Annotated in this window: 16 protein-coding genes; 11 read left to right on the top strand and 5 right to left on the bottom strand. The window is 71.6% G+C overall.

The genetic code is table 11. The features are described 5' to 3' along the window. The first annotated feature begins 76 nt into the window (after nucleotides 1-76). Entirely contained in the window at nucleotides 77-685 is a 609-nt protein-coding gene (coaE, locus tag ACIQ7M_RS12045; RefSeq protein WP_403642761.1) for a dephospho-CoA kinase, read from the top strand. Nucleotides 686-735: 50 nt separating this feature from the next. Further along, nucleotides 736-1,116, top strand: coding sequence for a tetratricopeptide repeat protein (locus ACIQ7M_RS12040; RefSeq protein WP_355767867.1), 381 nt, complete (start codon nucleotides 736-738; stop codon nucleotides 1,114-1,116). A gap of 60 nt (nucleotides 1,117-1,176) precedes the next feature. On the opposite strand, the gene ACIQ7M_RS12035 is transcribed toward ACIQ7M_RS12040, so the two are convergent. Beyond that, the gene (locus ACIQ7M_RS12035; protein ID WP_355767870.1) at nucleotides 1,177-1,488 is read right to left on the bottom strand and encodes a DUF6343 family protein; all 312 of its coding nucleotides are present in this window, start codon (nucleotides 1,486-1,488) and stop codon (nucleotides 1,177-1,179) included. A gap of 92 nt (nucleotides 1,489-1,580) precedes the next feature. Here ACIQ7M_RS12035 and ACIQ7M_RS12030 point away from each other — a divergent pair, with 92 nt between their 5' ends. The 3 genes from ACIQ7M_RS12030 to ACIQ7M_RS12020 all read left to right on the top strand — a co-directional run bounded on the left by ACIQ7M_RS12030 (nucleotide 1,581) and on the right by ACIQ7M_RS12020 (nucleotide 3,936). Continuing rightward, nucleotides 1,581-2,567, top strand: coding sequence for an acyltransferase domain-containing protein (locus tag ACIQ7M_RS12030; RefSeq protein WP_403642756.1), 987 nt, complete (start codon nucleotides 1,581-1,583; stop codon nucleotides 2,565-2,567). Between the two features lie 117 nt (nucleotides 2,568-2,684). Continuing rightward, nucleotides 2,685-3,362, top strand: coding sequence for a class I SAM-dependent methyltransferase (locus ACIQ7M_RS12025; protein ID WP_403642753.1), 678 nt, complete (start codon nucleotides 2,685-2,687; stop codon nucleotides 3,360-3,362). Between the two features lie 124 nt (nucleotides 3,363-3,486). Beyond that, the gene (locus ACIQ7M_RS12020; RefSeq protein WP_403642750.1) at nucleotides 3,487-3,936 is read left to right on the top strand and encodes a DoxX family protein; all 450 of its coding nucleotides are present in this window, start codon (nucleotides 3,487-3,489) and stop codon (nucleotides 3,934-3,936) included. A 167-nt stretch (nucleotides 3,937-4,103) separates the two neighbouring features. On the opposite strand, the gene ACIQ7M_RS12015 is transcribed toward ACIQ7M_RS12020, so the two are convergent. Next, nucleotides 4,104-4,961, bottom strand: a complete 858-nt coding sequence (locus ACIQ7M_RS12015) for an RNA-binding S4 domain-containing protein (RefSeq protein WP_403642747.1) — start codon at nucleotides 4,959-4,961, stop codon at nucleotides 4,104-4,106. A gap of 134 nt (nucleotides 4,962-5,095) precedes the next feature. On the opposite strand from ACIQ7M_RS12015, the gene ACIQ7M_RS12010 reads away from it, so the two are divergent. From ACIQ7M_RS12010 to ACIQ7M_RS12000, 3 genes are read left to right on the top strand one after another with little or no spacing between them, the layout of a single operon-like run. After that, complete coding sequence (locus ACIQ7M_RS12010) at nucleotides 5,096-6,454, top strand: M20/M25/M40 family metallo-hydrolase (RefSeq protein WP_403642744.1); 1,359 nt, start codon at nucleotides 5,096-5,098, stop codon at nucleotides 6,452-6,454. A 19-nt stretch (nucleotides 6,455-6,473) separates the two neighbouring features. After that, complete coding sequence (locus tag ACIQ7M_RS12005) at nucleotides 6,474-8,006, top strand: YfcC family protein (protein ID WP_355767886.1); 1,533 nt, start codon at nucleotides 6,474-6,476, stop codon at nucleotides 8,004-8,006. After that, nucleotides 8,006-8,908 (top strand): uracil-DNA glycosylase, encoded by a 903-nt coding sequence (locus tag ACIQ7M_RS12000; protein WP_403642741.1) that lies wholly within the window; start codon nucleotides 8,006-8,008, stop codon nucleotides 8,906-8,908. The genes ACIQ7M_RS12005 and ACIQ7M_RS12000 overlap by 1 nt, the downstream gene beginning before the upstream one ends. 14 nt (nucleotides 8,909-8,922) lie before the next feature. Here ACIQ7M_RS12000 and ACIQ7M_RS11995 read toward each other — a convergent pair whose 3' ends face one another. Further along, nucleotides 8,923-9,360: a RidA family protein gene (locus ACIQ7M_RS11995; protein ID WP_403642738.1), complete on the bottom strand. Its 438-nt coding sequence runs from the start codon at nucleotides 9,358-9,360 to the stop codon at nucleotides 8,923-8,925. A gap of 262 nt (nucleotides 9,361-9,622) precedes the next feature. On the opposite strand from ACIQ7M_RS11995, the gene ACIQ7M_RS11990 reads away from it, so the two are divergent. The 3 genes from ACIQ7M_RS11990 (at nucleotide 9,623) to ACIQ7M_RS11980 (ending at nucleotide 13,249) form a co-directional block, all read left to right on the top strand. Then, nucleotides 9,623-10,360 carry a hypothetical protein gene (locus tag ACIQ7M_RS11990; protein WP_355767892.1) on the top strand — a complete coding sequence of 246 codons (738 nt, stop codon included), beginning with the start codon at nucleotides 9,623-9,625 and terminating at the stop codon, nucleotides 10,358-10,360. A gap of 695 nt (nucleotides 10,361-11,055) precedes the next feature. Further along, nucleotides 11,056-12,942 (top strand): FUSC family protein, encoded by a 1,887-nt coding sequence (locus ACIQ7M_RS11985; protein ID WP_403642734.1) that lies wholly within the window; start codon nucleotides 11,056-11,058, stop codon nucleotides 12,940-12,942. Nucleotides 12,943-13,075: 133 nt separating this feature from the next. Then, nucleotides 13,076-13,249, top strand: a complete 174-nt coding sequence (locus ACIQ7M_RS11980) for a hypothetical protein (RefSeq protein WP_355765291.1) — start codon at nucleotides 13,076-13,078, stop codon at nucleotides 13,247-13,249. A gap of 60 nt (nucleotides 13,250-13,309) precedes the next feature. On the opposite strand, the gene ACIQ7M_RS11975 is transcribed toward ACIQ7M_RS11980, so the two are convergent. Next, nucleotides 13,310-13,756 carry a hypothetical protein gene (locus ACIQ7M_RS11975; protein WP_403642731.1) on the bottom strand — a complete coding sequence of 149 codons (447 nt, stop codon included), beginning with the start codon at nucleotides 13,754-13,756 and terminating at the stop codon, nucleotides 13,310-13,312. After that, complete coding sequence (locus ACIQ7M_RS11970; RefSeq protein ID WP_403642728.1) at nucleotides 13,753-14,493, bottom strand: ATP-binding protein; 741 nt, start codon at nucleotides 14,491-14,493, stop codon at nucleotides 13,753-13,755. The genes ACIQ7M_RS11975 and ACIQ7M_RS11970 overlap by 4 nt, the downstream gene beginning before the upstream one ends. Nucleotides 14,494-14,637 lie beyond the last annotated feature (144 nt).

The raw sequence follows: 14,637 nt of genomic DNA, 5'->3' as shown, positions 1-14,637 counted from the left end.
CCTCCTCACCGGGCTTCCGGAGCTTCCGGGCTCCCGGCCGGAGGGGCTGTCGGTGGCAGGGCCTAAGCTGCGAGGCATGCTGAAGGTGGGCCTGACCGGTGGTATCGGCGCCGGCAAGAGCGAAGTGTCACGGCTGCTCGTCGAGCACGGCGCGGTGCTGGTCGACGCGGACAGGATCGCGCGGGAGGTCGTGGCGCCCGCAACTCCCGGGCTGGCGGCGGTCGTCGACGCCTTCGGCGAGGACGTCCTCACCGGTGACGGCAGTCTGGACCGGCCCAGGCTCGGCTCGATCGTCTTCACCGACCCGCAGAAGCTCGCCACCCTGAACGCGATCGTGCACCCCCTGGTGGGCGCCCGTTCGCGCGACCTCGAGGAAGCGGCCCCGGAGGACGCCGTCGTCGTCCACGACGTGCCCCTGCTCGCGGAGAACGGCCTGGCCGCGCTGTACGACCTCGTGATCGTCGTCGACGCCCGCCCCGAGACCCAGCTCGACCGCCTCGTCCGCCTGCGCGGCATGACCGAGGAGGACGCCCGCGCCCGCATGGCCGCGCAGGCCTCGCGCGACAAGCGTCTGGCGATTGCGGACATCGTCATCGACAACGACGTGCCCCTGGACGCGCTGGAGCGGCGCGTGGCGGAGGTCTGGGCCGATCTCACGCACAGGGCCCGCACATCCCAGGAATAGGGCCCCTCCGGAGGGGCGTTGAACCCTTGCAGCGAGGGAAGGACTCTGCCGTGCCCGAGACCAGCGGATCGACCGGACGAACTCCCGAGACGCACGTCATCGACTTCCGTGCCGCCGAGCAACTGCTCGCCGCGCGCGACCCGCGGGGTGCGGTGAAGCTGCTCGACTCCGTCATCGCCGCCCACCCGGAGAACACGGCGGCCCGGCTGCTGCGCGCCCGTGCCTTCTTCGCCGCCGCGCAACTGCGGCCGGCCGAGCTGGAGTTCACGATCGTCCTGGAGCGTGAGCCGGACAACGCGTTCGCGCACTTCGCGCTCGCCCGGACCTATGAGCGCCAGCGGCGCCCCGAACAGGCGAAGCGGCACTTCAGACTGGCGGCCGCGCTCGACCCGAAGCCGCAGTACCTGCAAGCCGCCCGGTTCGACCTCTAGCGCCGGCTTGCGGGGCGCCGCGCGAGGCTCCGTACGAGGGGACGCGGCGGTGCGGCCGCGTCAGGGGTGCGACGGCCTCGACGGCCGACGACGCTCCGGCGGCCGGTAGCCTCGCCGGTCGTCCACGGGCTCGTACGGCGGGACGTCACGGCCCGGCTGGTAGTGCGGGCCCTCCCTGATGTGCCGAAGGATCATGGTCATGTCGACCGTGACGATCACCCACAGCACGGCGCACGCGGCGGCCCAGCCCGGCCGCCCGACCAGGATGAACGCGACCGTCCCGAAGACGGCCCAGAGCAGCCCCCAGACGCTCAGCCACAAGCGCATCCGCAGAGCACTGCGCGCTGTCACCGGTTCACTGCCCGTACGCATCAGGATCACCACTCCTACGAGAAAACGTACTCTTCGTGGTGCACGTTCACCAAAGGAGAGCGGTCGGACCACGGCCGCCGGGGGAGGCGACGGTGCTGCTGACGGCGTTGCGGGCGGACGCGAGGACCGCCGAGTGGCTGAGGGACCTGGAGAGCGAGCGTTCCGTCCCGCGCGAGGCGGTGCTCCCGGACGCCGACGCGCTGCCCGACATCCTGCTCGACCTGTCCGTGCCCCACGAACACATCAACGAACTCGTCGCCCTGCGCGCCCGGTTGGCCGCCGACCCGGAGGCCATGACCCTCCTCGCGCGCTGCGTCACCCGCTTCGTTCGGGACATGGGGGACATCGGCAAGAGCTGGGAGCCGCCCGCCTTCCCCACGACGACGGGACTCCTCGGACGCTGCTTCCACCTGTACGTCTTCATCGCCGCGCTTCCGTACGTCCGCGCCCATCACCGGGAGCGCGGGGTACCCGAGGACGTGTCGCGGCGCACGCTCGCCGACCTCGGCCGTCATGTGTCCGTGCACCACAGGAGGGCCGGCGGCCCCGGGCTGCTGTTCCCCTGGTGGATCGCCCTGCACTTCCACGGCGAGCTGTTCCAGCTCGGCCGGCTCCAGTTCCAGCGGGCCCTCCTGGGGCGGCGCACGGCCGAGGCCGCCGAGGCGGTGGGGCCGACCCCGCACCCCGGCGCGCCCTGTCTGAGCCTGCACATCACGGACTTCCGCGGCCCGCTCTCCCCGGCCGCGTGCGACCGTTCGCTCGATCTGGCGCGGGAGTTCTTCGCCCGCCACTACCCCGAAGAGCGCCATCGGATCGCCGTCTGCGACTCCTGGCTGCTCGACCCGCAGCTCAAGCGATATCTGCCGGCCGACTCCAACATCATCCGCTTCCAGGACCGCTTCCACCTGGTCGCCGAGGACAGGACCCCGGACGACACGATGCCCATCGGCTTCGTCTTCGGTGATCCGGAGCTCCCGCCCGGCGAACTGCCGCGGCGCAACAGCGTCGAGCGCGCCGTGGTCGACCACCTGCGCGCGGGCGGACACTGGTACGGAGGGCGAGGCTGGTTCGCGCTGTAGCCCGGCCCACCGGATCCGGACTCGGACGTATGCCCCTCGAACATGTCACCCGAATGAGTGATGGAGTAGGGGAACGGGCGTGCGGAAGTCGTCCGTTGGACGGGCATGAGGATCGAAATGCGTCAGGGATACGAGGGCACCGGACCGGGTGCGATCACGCCGGACGGCTGCGCGGTCGAGCTCTACACCCGGCTGCCCGCCGGAACGGAACCGGACATCATCACCGCGGCCGTGCCCGCCGCCGCGCAGATCCTGGAACTGGGCAGCGGGGTCGGCCGGATGACCCATCCCCTCCTGGAGCTCGGCTTCGCGGTCACGGCGGTGGACGAGTCCGCCGAGATGCTGGAGCACGTCCGAGGGGCGCGCCGGATACGCAGCAGCATCGAGGACCTCGACCTCGGTGAGACGTTCGACGTCGTGCTGCTGGCGTCGTTCCTGGTGCACGCCGGGGACGTCCGGGTGCGGCGGGCGCTCCTGGACACCTGCGCCCGCCATGTCGCCGACGACGGTTGCGTGCTGATCCAGCGCGAGGGCGAGAACTACCACACCGAGGTGCCCCGCGAGCGCACCGATCCTTCGGGATTCGTCGTGCGCATCCTGTCCGCCGAACCCGTCGGGGACGGGGTCGACTCGGTGCGCGCGGAGTACACGTTCCCGGACGCCACGTGGACCCAGATGTTCCTGTCCCGCCCTTTGACGAAGGACGCCTTCGAGGAGGCGCTGGCGGAGTCGGGGCTCAAGGTCGACCGCTATCTGACGGACGACGGGACCTGGGTGAGAGCCGTGAAGGGGTGAGCCTCGGTCGCCGGGTGAGCGACGGGGGCCGTGCGCGACAAATTCCTTCCGGCGCCGATGAGTTCTCGGCAGTCCCCAGGTCTGTCTCTGTGAAAGCAACCACCGCTTCCCACAGGAGACCACCGTGTCCGAGACCGCCTTCCCCCTAACCGCCACCCGCGCCGCCGTCACCCCCCGCTCCCGTGCGGCTCGGATCTCCCTGGCCACCCTGCAGATCGTCCTCGGCCTCTTCTACGCGTTCGCGAGCGCCCTTCCCAAGCTGATCGCCCACCCCTCGGCGACGGAGGCGTTCTCCAAGCTGGGCTGGGGCCACGGCGGCATGTACATCATCGGCGCGCTCGAACTCGCCGGAGGTCTCGCCCTGTTGATCCCGCTGCTGGACTCGGTGGCCGCGGTGGCGCTCAGCGCGCTGATGGTCGGTGCGTTCATCGTCAACGTCACCGTCGTCCACGGCCCGTACGTGGCGACCCCGCTGATCCTGATCCTGCCGCTCGGCCTGATCGCCTGGGCCAGGCGCGGCCACACGACCGAACTGCTCCGCCTGGTACGGCGCCGGGTGGGACGCCGGGCGTGACGGACCGGCAAGGACGCGGGGCTCCTCCGGGACCGGGGGAGCCCTCGGCGCGTACGTACGTCCGGGGGGCCGGGAATCACGAAGAAGGGGTGAGGGGGAGGAGGCGAGGGGAGGGAGGGGCGGGGGAGGGGGGAAGAGGGGGAGGCAATAGTTGAGGGGGGAGGATCTCAGTGGCCGGAGGAGCCCTTGGCCCTGGTCGTGCCCTTGCCCCCGTTCGCGCCCGAGGACCTGGTCGAGCCTGAAGACCCGGTCGCGCCCGTGGACCCGGTCGAGCCCTTGCCCCGGTTCGCGCCCGACCTGGTGGTGGCCGAGGACCCGTTCGTGCCCTTGGATCCGGTCGCGCCGGTCGGTCCCGTGGAGGGGCCCGAGGTCCGGACGGGGCCGGACGATCCCGTCTGCATGCCCCGCAGGCGTTCCATGTCGCGGCGGTCCCGCTTGGTGGGGCGCCCCGCGCCCCGGTCCCTGACGCCCGCCGGAGCGACGGCCTCGCGCGGCGGAGGCGGTGGGCTGTTGTCGACGTAGCATTCGGCGGCGACGGGTGCGCCGACCCGCTTGCGGATCACCCGCTTCACGACGACGACCCGTTCGCGGCCCTCGTGCCACACGCGTACCTCGTCGCCGACGCGGACGGAGTACGCCGGCTTGACGCGGTCCCCGTTGACCCGGACATGGCCGCCCTTGCAGGCTGTCGCACCGATCGAGCGGGTCTTGACGAGACGGACGGACCAGATCCAGGCGTCGACCCGCACGCTCTCGCCCCCGCCGGGCCCCGCGGCGACGGCGGCCCTGACGGCGGCAGCGCTCGCGGAGTCAGCCGACGCGTCCGTTTCGGGGTCGCCCCCGGACACGGCTTCGGAGGCGGTCCCGGAGTCGTACCGAGAATCAGCTCCGGAGGCGGCTCCGGAGTCGGTCCGGGACCAGGTCTCCGAGCCGGAGCCGGACCTGGCGGTCTGCCCGTCGTCCGCTTCGCGCTCGCCCTCGGTCCTCGCGTCCTTCATCTCCCCGTCAGCACCCTGAGAAGCCATGACCCGACTCTAATGCCCCCGGCCCGGGACACCGCATGCCTTTTCCGTCGCACGGACCACACCGGATGCGTGGCCCCCTGGGCGGGCGGAGGCTGTCGGTGAAGCCGTCCGGGGAACAGGAGAGGGGACCGAGCGTGACGACAGCAGCGAAGGTCGACGCGTTGATGGACGGCCTCCGCGCCGATCTGGAACGCCTCACCGCCATCCCCTCCGTCGCGTTCCCCGGATTCCCGGCCGAGCCGGTTCGAGAAGCCCACGACCTCCTCGTGGGACTGCTGCGGGACGCCGGGGTGGAGCGTGTCGAGAGCATCGATCTTCCCGGCACCGCCCCCGTGATCTTCGGGGAGATCCCGTCGCCGCACCCGGACGCGCCGACGGTCCTCCTCTACTCGCACTACGACGTTCAGCCCCCTGGTGACGAGAAGCTGTGGCTGTCGCCGCCCTTCGAACCGACACCCGTCGAGGGCGGTCTCCGGGCCCGCGGCATCGCGGACGACAAGTCCAACGTGATCGCTCACCTGGGGATGCTCCGGGCCTACGAGGGGAGGCCACCGGTCGGGGTGAAGATCGTCTTCGAGGGGCAGGAGGAGTACGGCAGCCCCTTCGACGACTATCCGCCGAGCGATCCCGAGCGGTTCGCGTGCGACGCGATGGTCATCGCCGACCTGGGCAATCTCCGCCCCGGCACCCCCACCCTGACCACGGCGCTGCGCGGCGCGGCCGAGGTACAGGTCGAGGTGCGCACCCTCGACGAGCCCCGGCACAGCGGCGAGTTCGGCGGTGCCGCGCCGGACGCGCTGATCGTGCTGCTGACCGCCCTGTCCACGCTGCACGACGTGGAAGGCGATGTTGCCGTGGCGGGGCTGCGCCGCGAGGAGTGGCGCGGAACGACGTACACCGAGGACGAGTTCCGCGAACTCGCCGGTGTCCGCGACGGGATCCCGCTGATCGGCAGCGGGAGTCTCGGCGAACGGCTGTGGAGCGGGCCCGCGATCACGGTGATCGGCCTGGATGCCCCCAGCGTCGACCACGCGGCCTCCGCCGTCGTCCCGTACGCGCGTGCCAAGCTCAACCTCCGCTTCCATCCGCGCCAGGACGCGAAGGAGGCGCAGGCCGCGCTCGTCGACCATCTGCGCTCGCTGCGGCCCCTCGGCGTCCCGCTCACCGTCACACCCGGCGACACGGGCCCCGGCTACCGGGCCTCGACCGGCGGCCCCGCCTATCGCGCCGCACTCACCGCGCTGCGCGAGGCATGGGGCGAGGAGGCGTCGTACATCGCGACCGGTGGTTCGATTCCGCTGGTCAACGGCCTCGCGCGCGCCGCACCCGACGCCGAGGTGCTGCTCTTCGGGGCGCAGGACAACATGTGCAACCTGCACGCCCCCAACGAGCGCGTCCTCTTCTCGGAGCTGCGCAACACGGTGGTGGCGATGTGCGCCTTCGTACGGGAGTACGCGGCCGACTTCCGCGCGGGAGCGGGGGAGAACACGTGAGCGCGGACGGGACGGTCCGGTGACCACCCCGACCGACACCGAGGCGCCCGGCACCGAGGAACCGCCGCACCGGCGCAGGTTCACGTTCCCGAGCGCGCTGACCGTTCTCGCGATCGTCACGATCGCCGTGTGGGCCCTGGCGTTCCTGATCCCGGCGGGGCAGTACGACCGCACGCCCGAGGGCCGGCCGATCCAGGGCACGTATCACCGCGTCGACTCAGGACAGAGCTTCGTCGACCGCCTCAACGACCTCTTCCTCTCGCCCGTCAACGGCCTCTACGGGATCCTGGACGAGAAGACCGCGCAGGTCGGGCCGGAGTTCGCCGGCGAACTGTACGGCAGCGCGGGCGTGTTCCTCTTCGTGCTCGCCATCGGGGCGTTCATCACGGTGGTGTTCGCGACGGGCGCGCTCGACCGGGGCATCGGCCTGCTCGCCCACCGGCTGAGGACCCGCGGCGCGCTGCTCATCGCGGGCATCATGCTCGTGTTCTCGGTGCTCGGCACGGTGGAGGGCTTCGCCGAGGAGACCCTGGGTTTCTACGGGCTGATCGTGCCGTTGATGTTGGCGCTCGGCTACGACCGGATGGTGGCCGTCGGCACGATCATCCTCGGTGCCGGCATCGGGGTGCTGTGCTCGACGGTGAACCCGTTCGCCACGGGCGTCGCCTCGTCCGCCGCGGGCATCTCGCTCGGCGACGGCATCGTCCTGCGGTTCGTGATGTGGGTCGTGCTGACGGCGGTCACGATCGGGTACGTCATCCGCTACGCGCGCCGGGTGCAGCGGAGCCCCGACCGTTCGATCACCGGGTTCCTGCCGGGGGACCGCGAGCACGCCCAGGACGCGGCCGGCGAGGTTCCCGAGCTGACCGGTCTGCACAAGGCGGTCCTCGTCACCACGGCACTGGTCTTCGCGTTCATGATCTTCTCCGTCGTGCCGTGGTCGAGCGCGCTCACCGGCAAGGCGGACGCGCGGCCCTACGGGTTCGAGCTCGGCTGGTCCTTCCCCGAGCTGGCGGCGCTGTTCCTGTGCGCGGCGGTGCTGGTCGGGGTGGTGGCGCGGATGGGCGAACAGAAGCTGAGCGCGACGATCGTCCAGGGCGCCGCGGACTTCATCTCGCCCGCGCTGGTGATCGTGCTCGCCCGCGGAGTCACCGTGATCATGAACAACTCGAAGATCACCGACACGGTCCTGCACTCCATCGAGGGCATCGTGGAGGGCACCTCCTCCAGCCTCTTCGCGATCATCGTCTTCATCGTGAACCTGCCGCTGGCCTTCCTCATCCCCTCCACCTCGGGCCACGCGACCCTCGCCATGCCGATCCTCGCCCCGCTCGCCGACTTCGCGGGCGTCTCCCGTGCCGTCGTCGTGACCGCCTGGCAGTCCGCCAGCGGCTGGATGAACCTCTGGGTCCCCACCACCGCCGTCACCATCGGAGGCGTAGCCCTCGCCAAGGTCGGCTACGACAAGTACCTCCGCTTCATCTGGCCCCTTCTCGCGATCCTCTTCCTGCTGATCTGCGGATTCCTGGCGCTGGGGGCGGAGATGACGTGATGCCGGTGGGAAAAGCGGGCAGGGCGGGACTGCGGCCCGCGCGGTCGGGCCGGTCGTACGGTGGTGATGTGCACAGCAGCGCTCCGGCGGAAGGCGCGGCCCGCTCCGCCGATCTCACCGTGCTCGACGAGCGGATCGCCGACTGCCGGGCCTGCCCGCGGCTCGTCGAGTGGCGCGAGGAGGTGGCCGCCACCAAGCGTGCCGCTTTCGCCGATCAGTCGTACTGGGGGCGTCCGGTACCCGGGTTCGGGCCGGCCGACGCGTCCCTCCTCCTCGTCGGGCTCGCCCCCGCCGCCCACGGCGGCAACCGGACAGGTCGCATGTTCACCGGGGACCGGTCGGGCGACGTGCTGTACGCCGCGCTGCACGACGTCGGGCTCGCCTCGCAGGGAACCTCGGTGAGCGTGGACGACGGACTGGAGCTGTACGGGGTCCGCGTGACCTCTCCGGTGCACTGCGCGCCACCCGCCAACAAGCCGACGCCCGAGGAGCGGGACACCTGCCGGCCCTGGCTCGTCAGGGAGCTGCGACTGCTGCGGCCCACGCTGCGCACGGTGGTCGTCCTCGGGGCCTTCGGCTGGCAGGCCACCCTGCCGGCCTTCGCGGAGGCGGGGTGGACGGTGCCCCGGCCGCGTCCGGCATTCGCCCACGGGGCGCGGGTGACGCTCGTACGGCCGCCGGAACCGGACGAACCGGGTACGGGCACCGAGTCCGCGTCGGCGGCCGCTTCCGATTCCGCCTCCGGTCTCGCGGCCGCTTCCGCTTCCGCTTCCGTAGAGATCTTCGGGTGCTTCCACGTCAGCCAGCGGAACACCTTCACCGGGCGGCTCACTCCGGAGATGCTGCGGCAGGTCCTGGCCGCGGCGGCGGAGTCCGCGGGGCTGACGACGCGCTCCCCGTAGGCGCCCCGCGCCTGTCAGGCGTGCTCGGACCCGCTCCCGGCCGCCGGTTCGGCCTCCGGGACGACGGCCGTCGCCGTGATCTCCACGAGTTGTCCGGTGTACCCGAGACAGGCCACTCCCAGGAGGGTCGAGGAGTGCGGGCCGATACTCAGCCCCGAGGTCTCGACGACGTTCCAGACCGCGGACAGCACCGCGGTCTCACCACTGACGACGTACACGTCGGTCGACACGACATGGGCCATGTCGCTGCCCACGGCACGCAGTTGCTCGTCGAGGTTGGCCAGCACCTGTTCGGCCTGGCGTACGGGATCACCCGGGCCGACCAGCTTCCCGTCGGGGTCGAGCGGTACGGACCCGGCGAGGAAGGCCAGTCGCGTCCCCGCCTCGACGACGGACGCGTGCGCGTAGACGGGTGGCGTGAAGAGGCTGGGAACGGTGACGCGCCGGACCATGGGGGCTCCCTGTGGACGGGGTCCGCCGACGGGTGACGGACGACCTGCCGATGATGCGGGTCCGACGCGGGCCCGCGCACCCTCATTACCGTCGACGGCGTGCCGTGCGTGCCGTGCGTGCCGTGCGTGCCGTGCGTGGCGGCAGGCGTGCCGGACGGACGCGGGTCGGGACGGAGGCCGGGACGGGGGCGCTGTGCCCGCTGCCCGTCCCGGGCGAAAAATGTTTCGAACGATTCCCGTAGTCGCTGCTACCGTCACCGACGTGGCGAAACTCAATCAGATCATCGCAGTGGAGAAGGGCATCAAGTCCAAGTCTCATCAGGACCTGACGGCTGCTCATCATGGCCTGCAGAAGCCGGCGTTGCTCGCCGGCATCTCGCGGACGTACCAGCCGAAGGACGAGGAGGGCGAGCAGCTTCCGCCCGAGTCGACCCGGGTCCAGGTGCAGGCCGAGGACGTGCTGCGGGACACCGCGGCGACCCTGACCCGGCTGTTCGACGTGACCGCCACCAAGGACTGGGCCAACTGCACGGCGCGGGCCGATGTGGTGGTGGACGGGCGCGTGCTCGTCGCCGAGGCGCCGGTGTCCTATCTGCTCTTCCTCGAGAAGCAGCTCACCGATCTCAACACCTTCGTCAGGAAGCTGCCCGTCCTCGACGCCTCCGAGTCCTGGGTACGGGACCCGTCCACCGACGCCTGGAAGACCGAGCCGGTGCGGACCCTTCGTACGAAGAAGGTCCCGCGGAACCACGTCAAGGCCGAGGCCACCGAGAAGCACCCGGCCCAGGTCGAGGTGTACTACGAGGACATCCCCGTCGGCTATTGGACGACCGTCAAGTTCTCCGGGGCCCTGCCCGCGCGGCGCGTGAACGAACTCCTCGACCGGGTCGAGAAGTTGCAGCAGGCGGTCAAGTTCGCCCGCGAGGAGGCCAACGGCGCGGATGTCGTCGACCAGCGCGTCGGCGACGCGGTTTTCGGCTACCTGTTCGCACAGGGGTAGCCTCTGAACTCCCCGGCCACAACGCACCACGGCCGGGGTGCGCGAGGAGCGCAAGCTGAACCTGAGGCTTGTCGTGAATGCGCGGTTCCAGTGGAGGTTCAAATCCTCCCCGCGGCACCAAAGAGCACTCCCGCCGAGGGAGTGCCTACGCGCCGCGGTAGCCCAATTCCGGTAGAGGCAGACCGCGATCAATCTCAGACTATTGCTCCAGACTCAGCATTCGCCACCGATCGCCGGATCGACCGGGCCCAGGCCCCAGTACGCCGAGATGCTGGTTCAAGTCCAGTCCGCGCAGCTCGATGCGTGGTGGTCCAAAGGCAGGACGCGGCGACATAACGACTGACCTGGGTTCTCAAGTGTGCCGGCGTGCGACATGGTGGCATCTCAGGGTCCGGGGGCCGGCTACGCCCTCGGACCCGCTCCTCCTCCCACGTCCCGCAGCCCGCAGCCCTTCGCATCCGGCTCCCGCGAGATGTGGAGTGCTCTGAAGACGACTCCCGGAGATGTGAAGTTCTCGGGACGGGGCTTGATCCCGTGAGATGTGAAGCTCTCAGCGCTGGGGCTTGATCCCGTGAGATGTCACATCGTTGAAATCCGCGCGTTCGTCGTCCGCCGCCGACGCGCACTACCCTGATCAGGACACGAGCCCGGCCGACGTCGCCCGAAGGCACCCGCCCTCGCCCGACAGGAGCCCCGTGCGCCTCGCCCCTCTCGCCGTACCTCCCTGGCTCGCCCATGCCCTGCGCGCCCAGCGCGGACCGGTCCCCTGGAACGCGGTCGTGCGAGGCGCGCTGGCCTCGGGCCCGCTGCTGCTCGCGGCCGTGCTGTGCGGCCGAACCTCCCTCGGCGTGATCGCCGCGCTCGGCGCCATGCTGACGGGGATCAACGACCGCCCCGGCAGCCGGCGGGTCGCCGTCGAACGGCTCGGGGTACCCGCCCTCGCCGGTGCCGCCGGACTGATCATCGGTTCGTACGCCGGACAGCATGCCGGCGCCGTGGCACTCACCCTCGTCCTCACCGGGCTCGGACTGCTCGCCGGCGCCGTCAGCGCCGTTGGACCCGTGGCCTCGGGGGCGGGGACCCAGTTCCTGGTCGCCTCGGCGATCGGGGCCGGGATGCCGTTGCCCGAACCGGGGTGGGTGCGCGCGCTGTTCTTCCTCGGCGGGGCAGGCTGGCTGCTCGCGCTCAGGCTGGCGCTGCCGACGACCGCGGTGAACACCGGCGACTACCGCTTCGACGGGGAGCGGGACGCGGTCGGGGGTGTGTACGACGCCATCGCCCGGCTGCTGCTCGCCGTGGGCGGATCAGACGCGACCCGGCGGCGCGTCGCGCTGACCGCGGCCCTCGACCACGCGCAGGACGCGCTCGACGGGCCCCGGCTCCGGCGGTACGCCAGTTCCGCGGCCGAGCGGCGACTGCACGCGCAGTACGCGGCCGCCCTGCCGCTCGCCGAGGCCGCGACCGCGCTCGCCTGGGCCGGTGAGGCCGTGCCCGTACGGGCCGCGGAAGGCCCCCGGCGGCTCGCGGCCGCCGTCCGCACCGGCGCCCCCACCGGGCCGCTGCCGGCGCCCGCCGTCCCCGGAACCCGGTCCGGTCCGGCGGGCAGCACATCCGTCGTTCCCGGGCTGCGTGCCCTCCACGACGCCCTGCTGCACGCCGCCGAGACCTTCGACCGGGGTTCCGGGAACGCGCTGCACACCAGACGCCGTACCGCTGCCTCGCTCGTGCGCACCGCGCTCGGTGCCGCCGGACGGGAGTACGGCATCAGGGTCGCCCTCTGCTTCGGTGCGAGTGTCGCCGTGGCCCAGGCCCTGCACCACGCACGCTGGTACGGCAACCACCCACACTGGTACTGGCTTCCCGCGACCGCCGTCTTCCTCGTCAAGCCCGATCTCGGACCGCTCGCCTCACGCGTGCTGTGCCGTGCGGCGGGAACCGTCCTCGGCGCGGTCGCCTTCGCGGGGCTCGCCCTCGTGCTGCCGCGGCCGGAGGGGTTCGTCGCCCTGGTCGCGGTCAGCGGTGCCCTCATCCCCGTCGCCACCCGGCACTTCGCCGCGCAGACCGCGGTCGTGACGGTCCTCGTCCTGGCTCTCGTGATGGTCGGCGGTGAGCCGCAGGCTTCCTGGAACCGCATCGTGGAGACCTCGCTGGCCTGCGCGATCGTGCTGCTCGTCGGGCATCTGCCGACCCTCGGCCAGCGTGGCGGGACCGTGCGGGCCAGGCTCACCCGGGCCGGTGAGGCGGCGGACGTGTATCTCGCCCATGTGATGGGCGACGGCACGGCCCGCGACCGTACGGGACGCTGGGTCCTGCGCCGGGAGGCCTATCGCGCGCTCGCCGAGGCCCGTGCCGCGATCGATCTCGCCGCGGCCGAACTCCCCGCCCTGGCACGGCACTCCGAGGGAACCGGCGCGGTCGCGGCCACCCTGGAACGGCTCGTCGACACGACCACGGCGTGCGCCGTGCAGCTCGACGGCACCGGCCGGCTCACGCCCCGGCACACCGAACGGATCGCCGAACTCCTCGGCGAGCTGGCCGAGCGGCGCGAGCGCGCGGGACTGCGCGTGTCCGCCGTCTGCTGATCCGGAACCTCGGGGTCCCATGCGGCCGTTCTGCCGCCCGGTGTCGACTTCGTCTCAGTACCGTCACTGCCAGAGCCGTTCACCCCATTGCAGGCGTTTAACTCTCCACAGCGGTACGACATGGAGGTTGAGCGTGAACGGGCGAAGGGTTCTGGAGCGTTTCCCCGCCGGAGGACCACGCGGGTCGTGGCCCGCGGAGGAGTTCGCGCAGGCACGCCGTCAGGAGGGCCAGGCGGCGGAGGTCGTCATGGATCTCGCCTCCGACGCGTTCCTGGTCGTCGTGGGCGGTGTCGACGGCGTCGAGTGAGCGCCGGCCGGACCGGCCGCTCTCGAACAGGGGCGGGGAGCCTCCGTCGCGGAACGGGGTTCACGCGCTGATCGGCCGGGACCAGGCGGGGGTCGTGCCCGTGACCTGGCACAGCGCCAGGTAGAGGGGGATCGGCGGGGTATACGGAAGCGTGCCATCCGGTTTGTGGATGAGCCCGGGAATCCGAGGCGCGTCCGGCAGGACCGCCCCCGCGATGTAGTGGGCGGGTGTCGGCCACTCCAGGGCGACATCGGAGTCGGAAGGAACGATCCACCACCAGTGCGCCCCGTCGGCGTAGACGCAGCCCACACGGGGCAGTCGCGCCAGCAACAGCGGTCCGAAGTCGGCGGGCACCGACACCGCGTCGCAGCCGAGCGGCACGTTCATGCCCTCGGGGACGGGGAGACGCCTCGGCGGCCCGGACCGCCGCCGGCCGCGGTTCACGCGGACCAGCGTGTCCAGGCTCAGGACCCGCGCCGCGGGCCCCGCCGCAGACGTACGGCTCACAGGCTCTCCCGATCCCGATCTTGATTCCGACCTTGATCCCGGTCTTGCTTCCGTTCCGGATCCTGTTTCGGATCCCGGTCCCCGCTGTCGCCCGGGGCGGAGGGAAGCCGGGGGTTCCCCACGGTTCCCGCCCCCCAGGATCCCTCCGCCCCCGTGCCCCGACCGTCGTTCGGGGGCTTCTTCGCGCTCCAGCCGAGATCCGCCCGCGGACCCGTGTCCGCCTCGGGCGCCCCCGCTTCGCGCCAGGTGCTTTCGGCCCGGTCTGCCGAGCGGGCGATCTCCGCCCACACCAGCAGACCGGGCCCGGTGTCCTGGGCCCCCCAGCCCCTGGACACTGCCGCGACGAGAAGCAATCCCCTCCCGTGCTCCTCGTCGGGCCGCTGTGCCAAGGGGTGCGGCTCGCCCGGAGCGCACCCCTCGTCGCACACGACTACGCGCACCACGTCGCCGGCGTCCTGCAGTTCGCAGACGACGCGTTGCCCGGCGGCATGGACGATCGCGTTGGTGACCAGTTCCGACACCACGAGTGTCGCCGTGTCACAGGCGTCCTCGCCCACCGCCCAGCCGGACAGGCGGGACCGGGTCAGGCGTCTCGCCTGAGCCACGGAGCCCGGGTGTGCGGCCAACTCGAAGCGGAACCGGCGCTCGGCGGCCGCGCCGGGGTGGTGCCCCAGGGCGGCTCGGAGACCGAACCGGTCTTCGACGGCGTCTGTTCCTAACGGCGCGGACGGAATCACGCTTGCCACTATCGCGTCGCCGCGAACACTTGGCAAGACTCACTCTGAAAAATGCAGAGTGCCGTGTGACGCCGTGGGGGCGCGTGGCACACTGCTGGCAACAGCTAGCCGAGCGGCGCCAGTTGGGATCGTCGAGGTGGACGA

This window comes from Streptomyces sp. NPDC096324 (assembly GCF_044763015.1).
In the GTDB taxonomy this organism is placed as follows: Bacteria; Actinomycetota; Actinomycetes; order Streptomycetales; family Streptomycetaceae; genus Streptomyces.
Note: the sequence above shows the minus strand (reverse complement) of the source record. Positions and strands in the feature narration are given on the sequence as shown.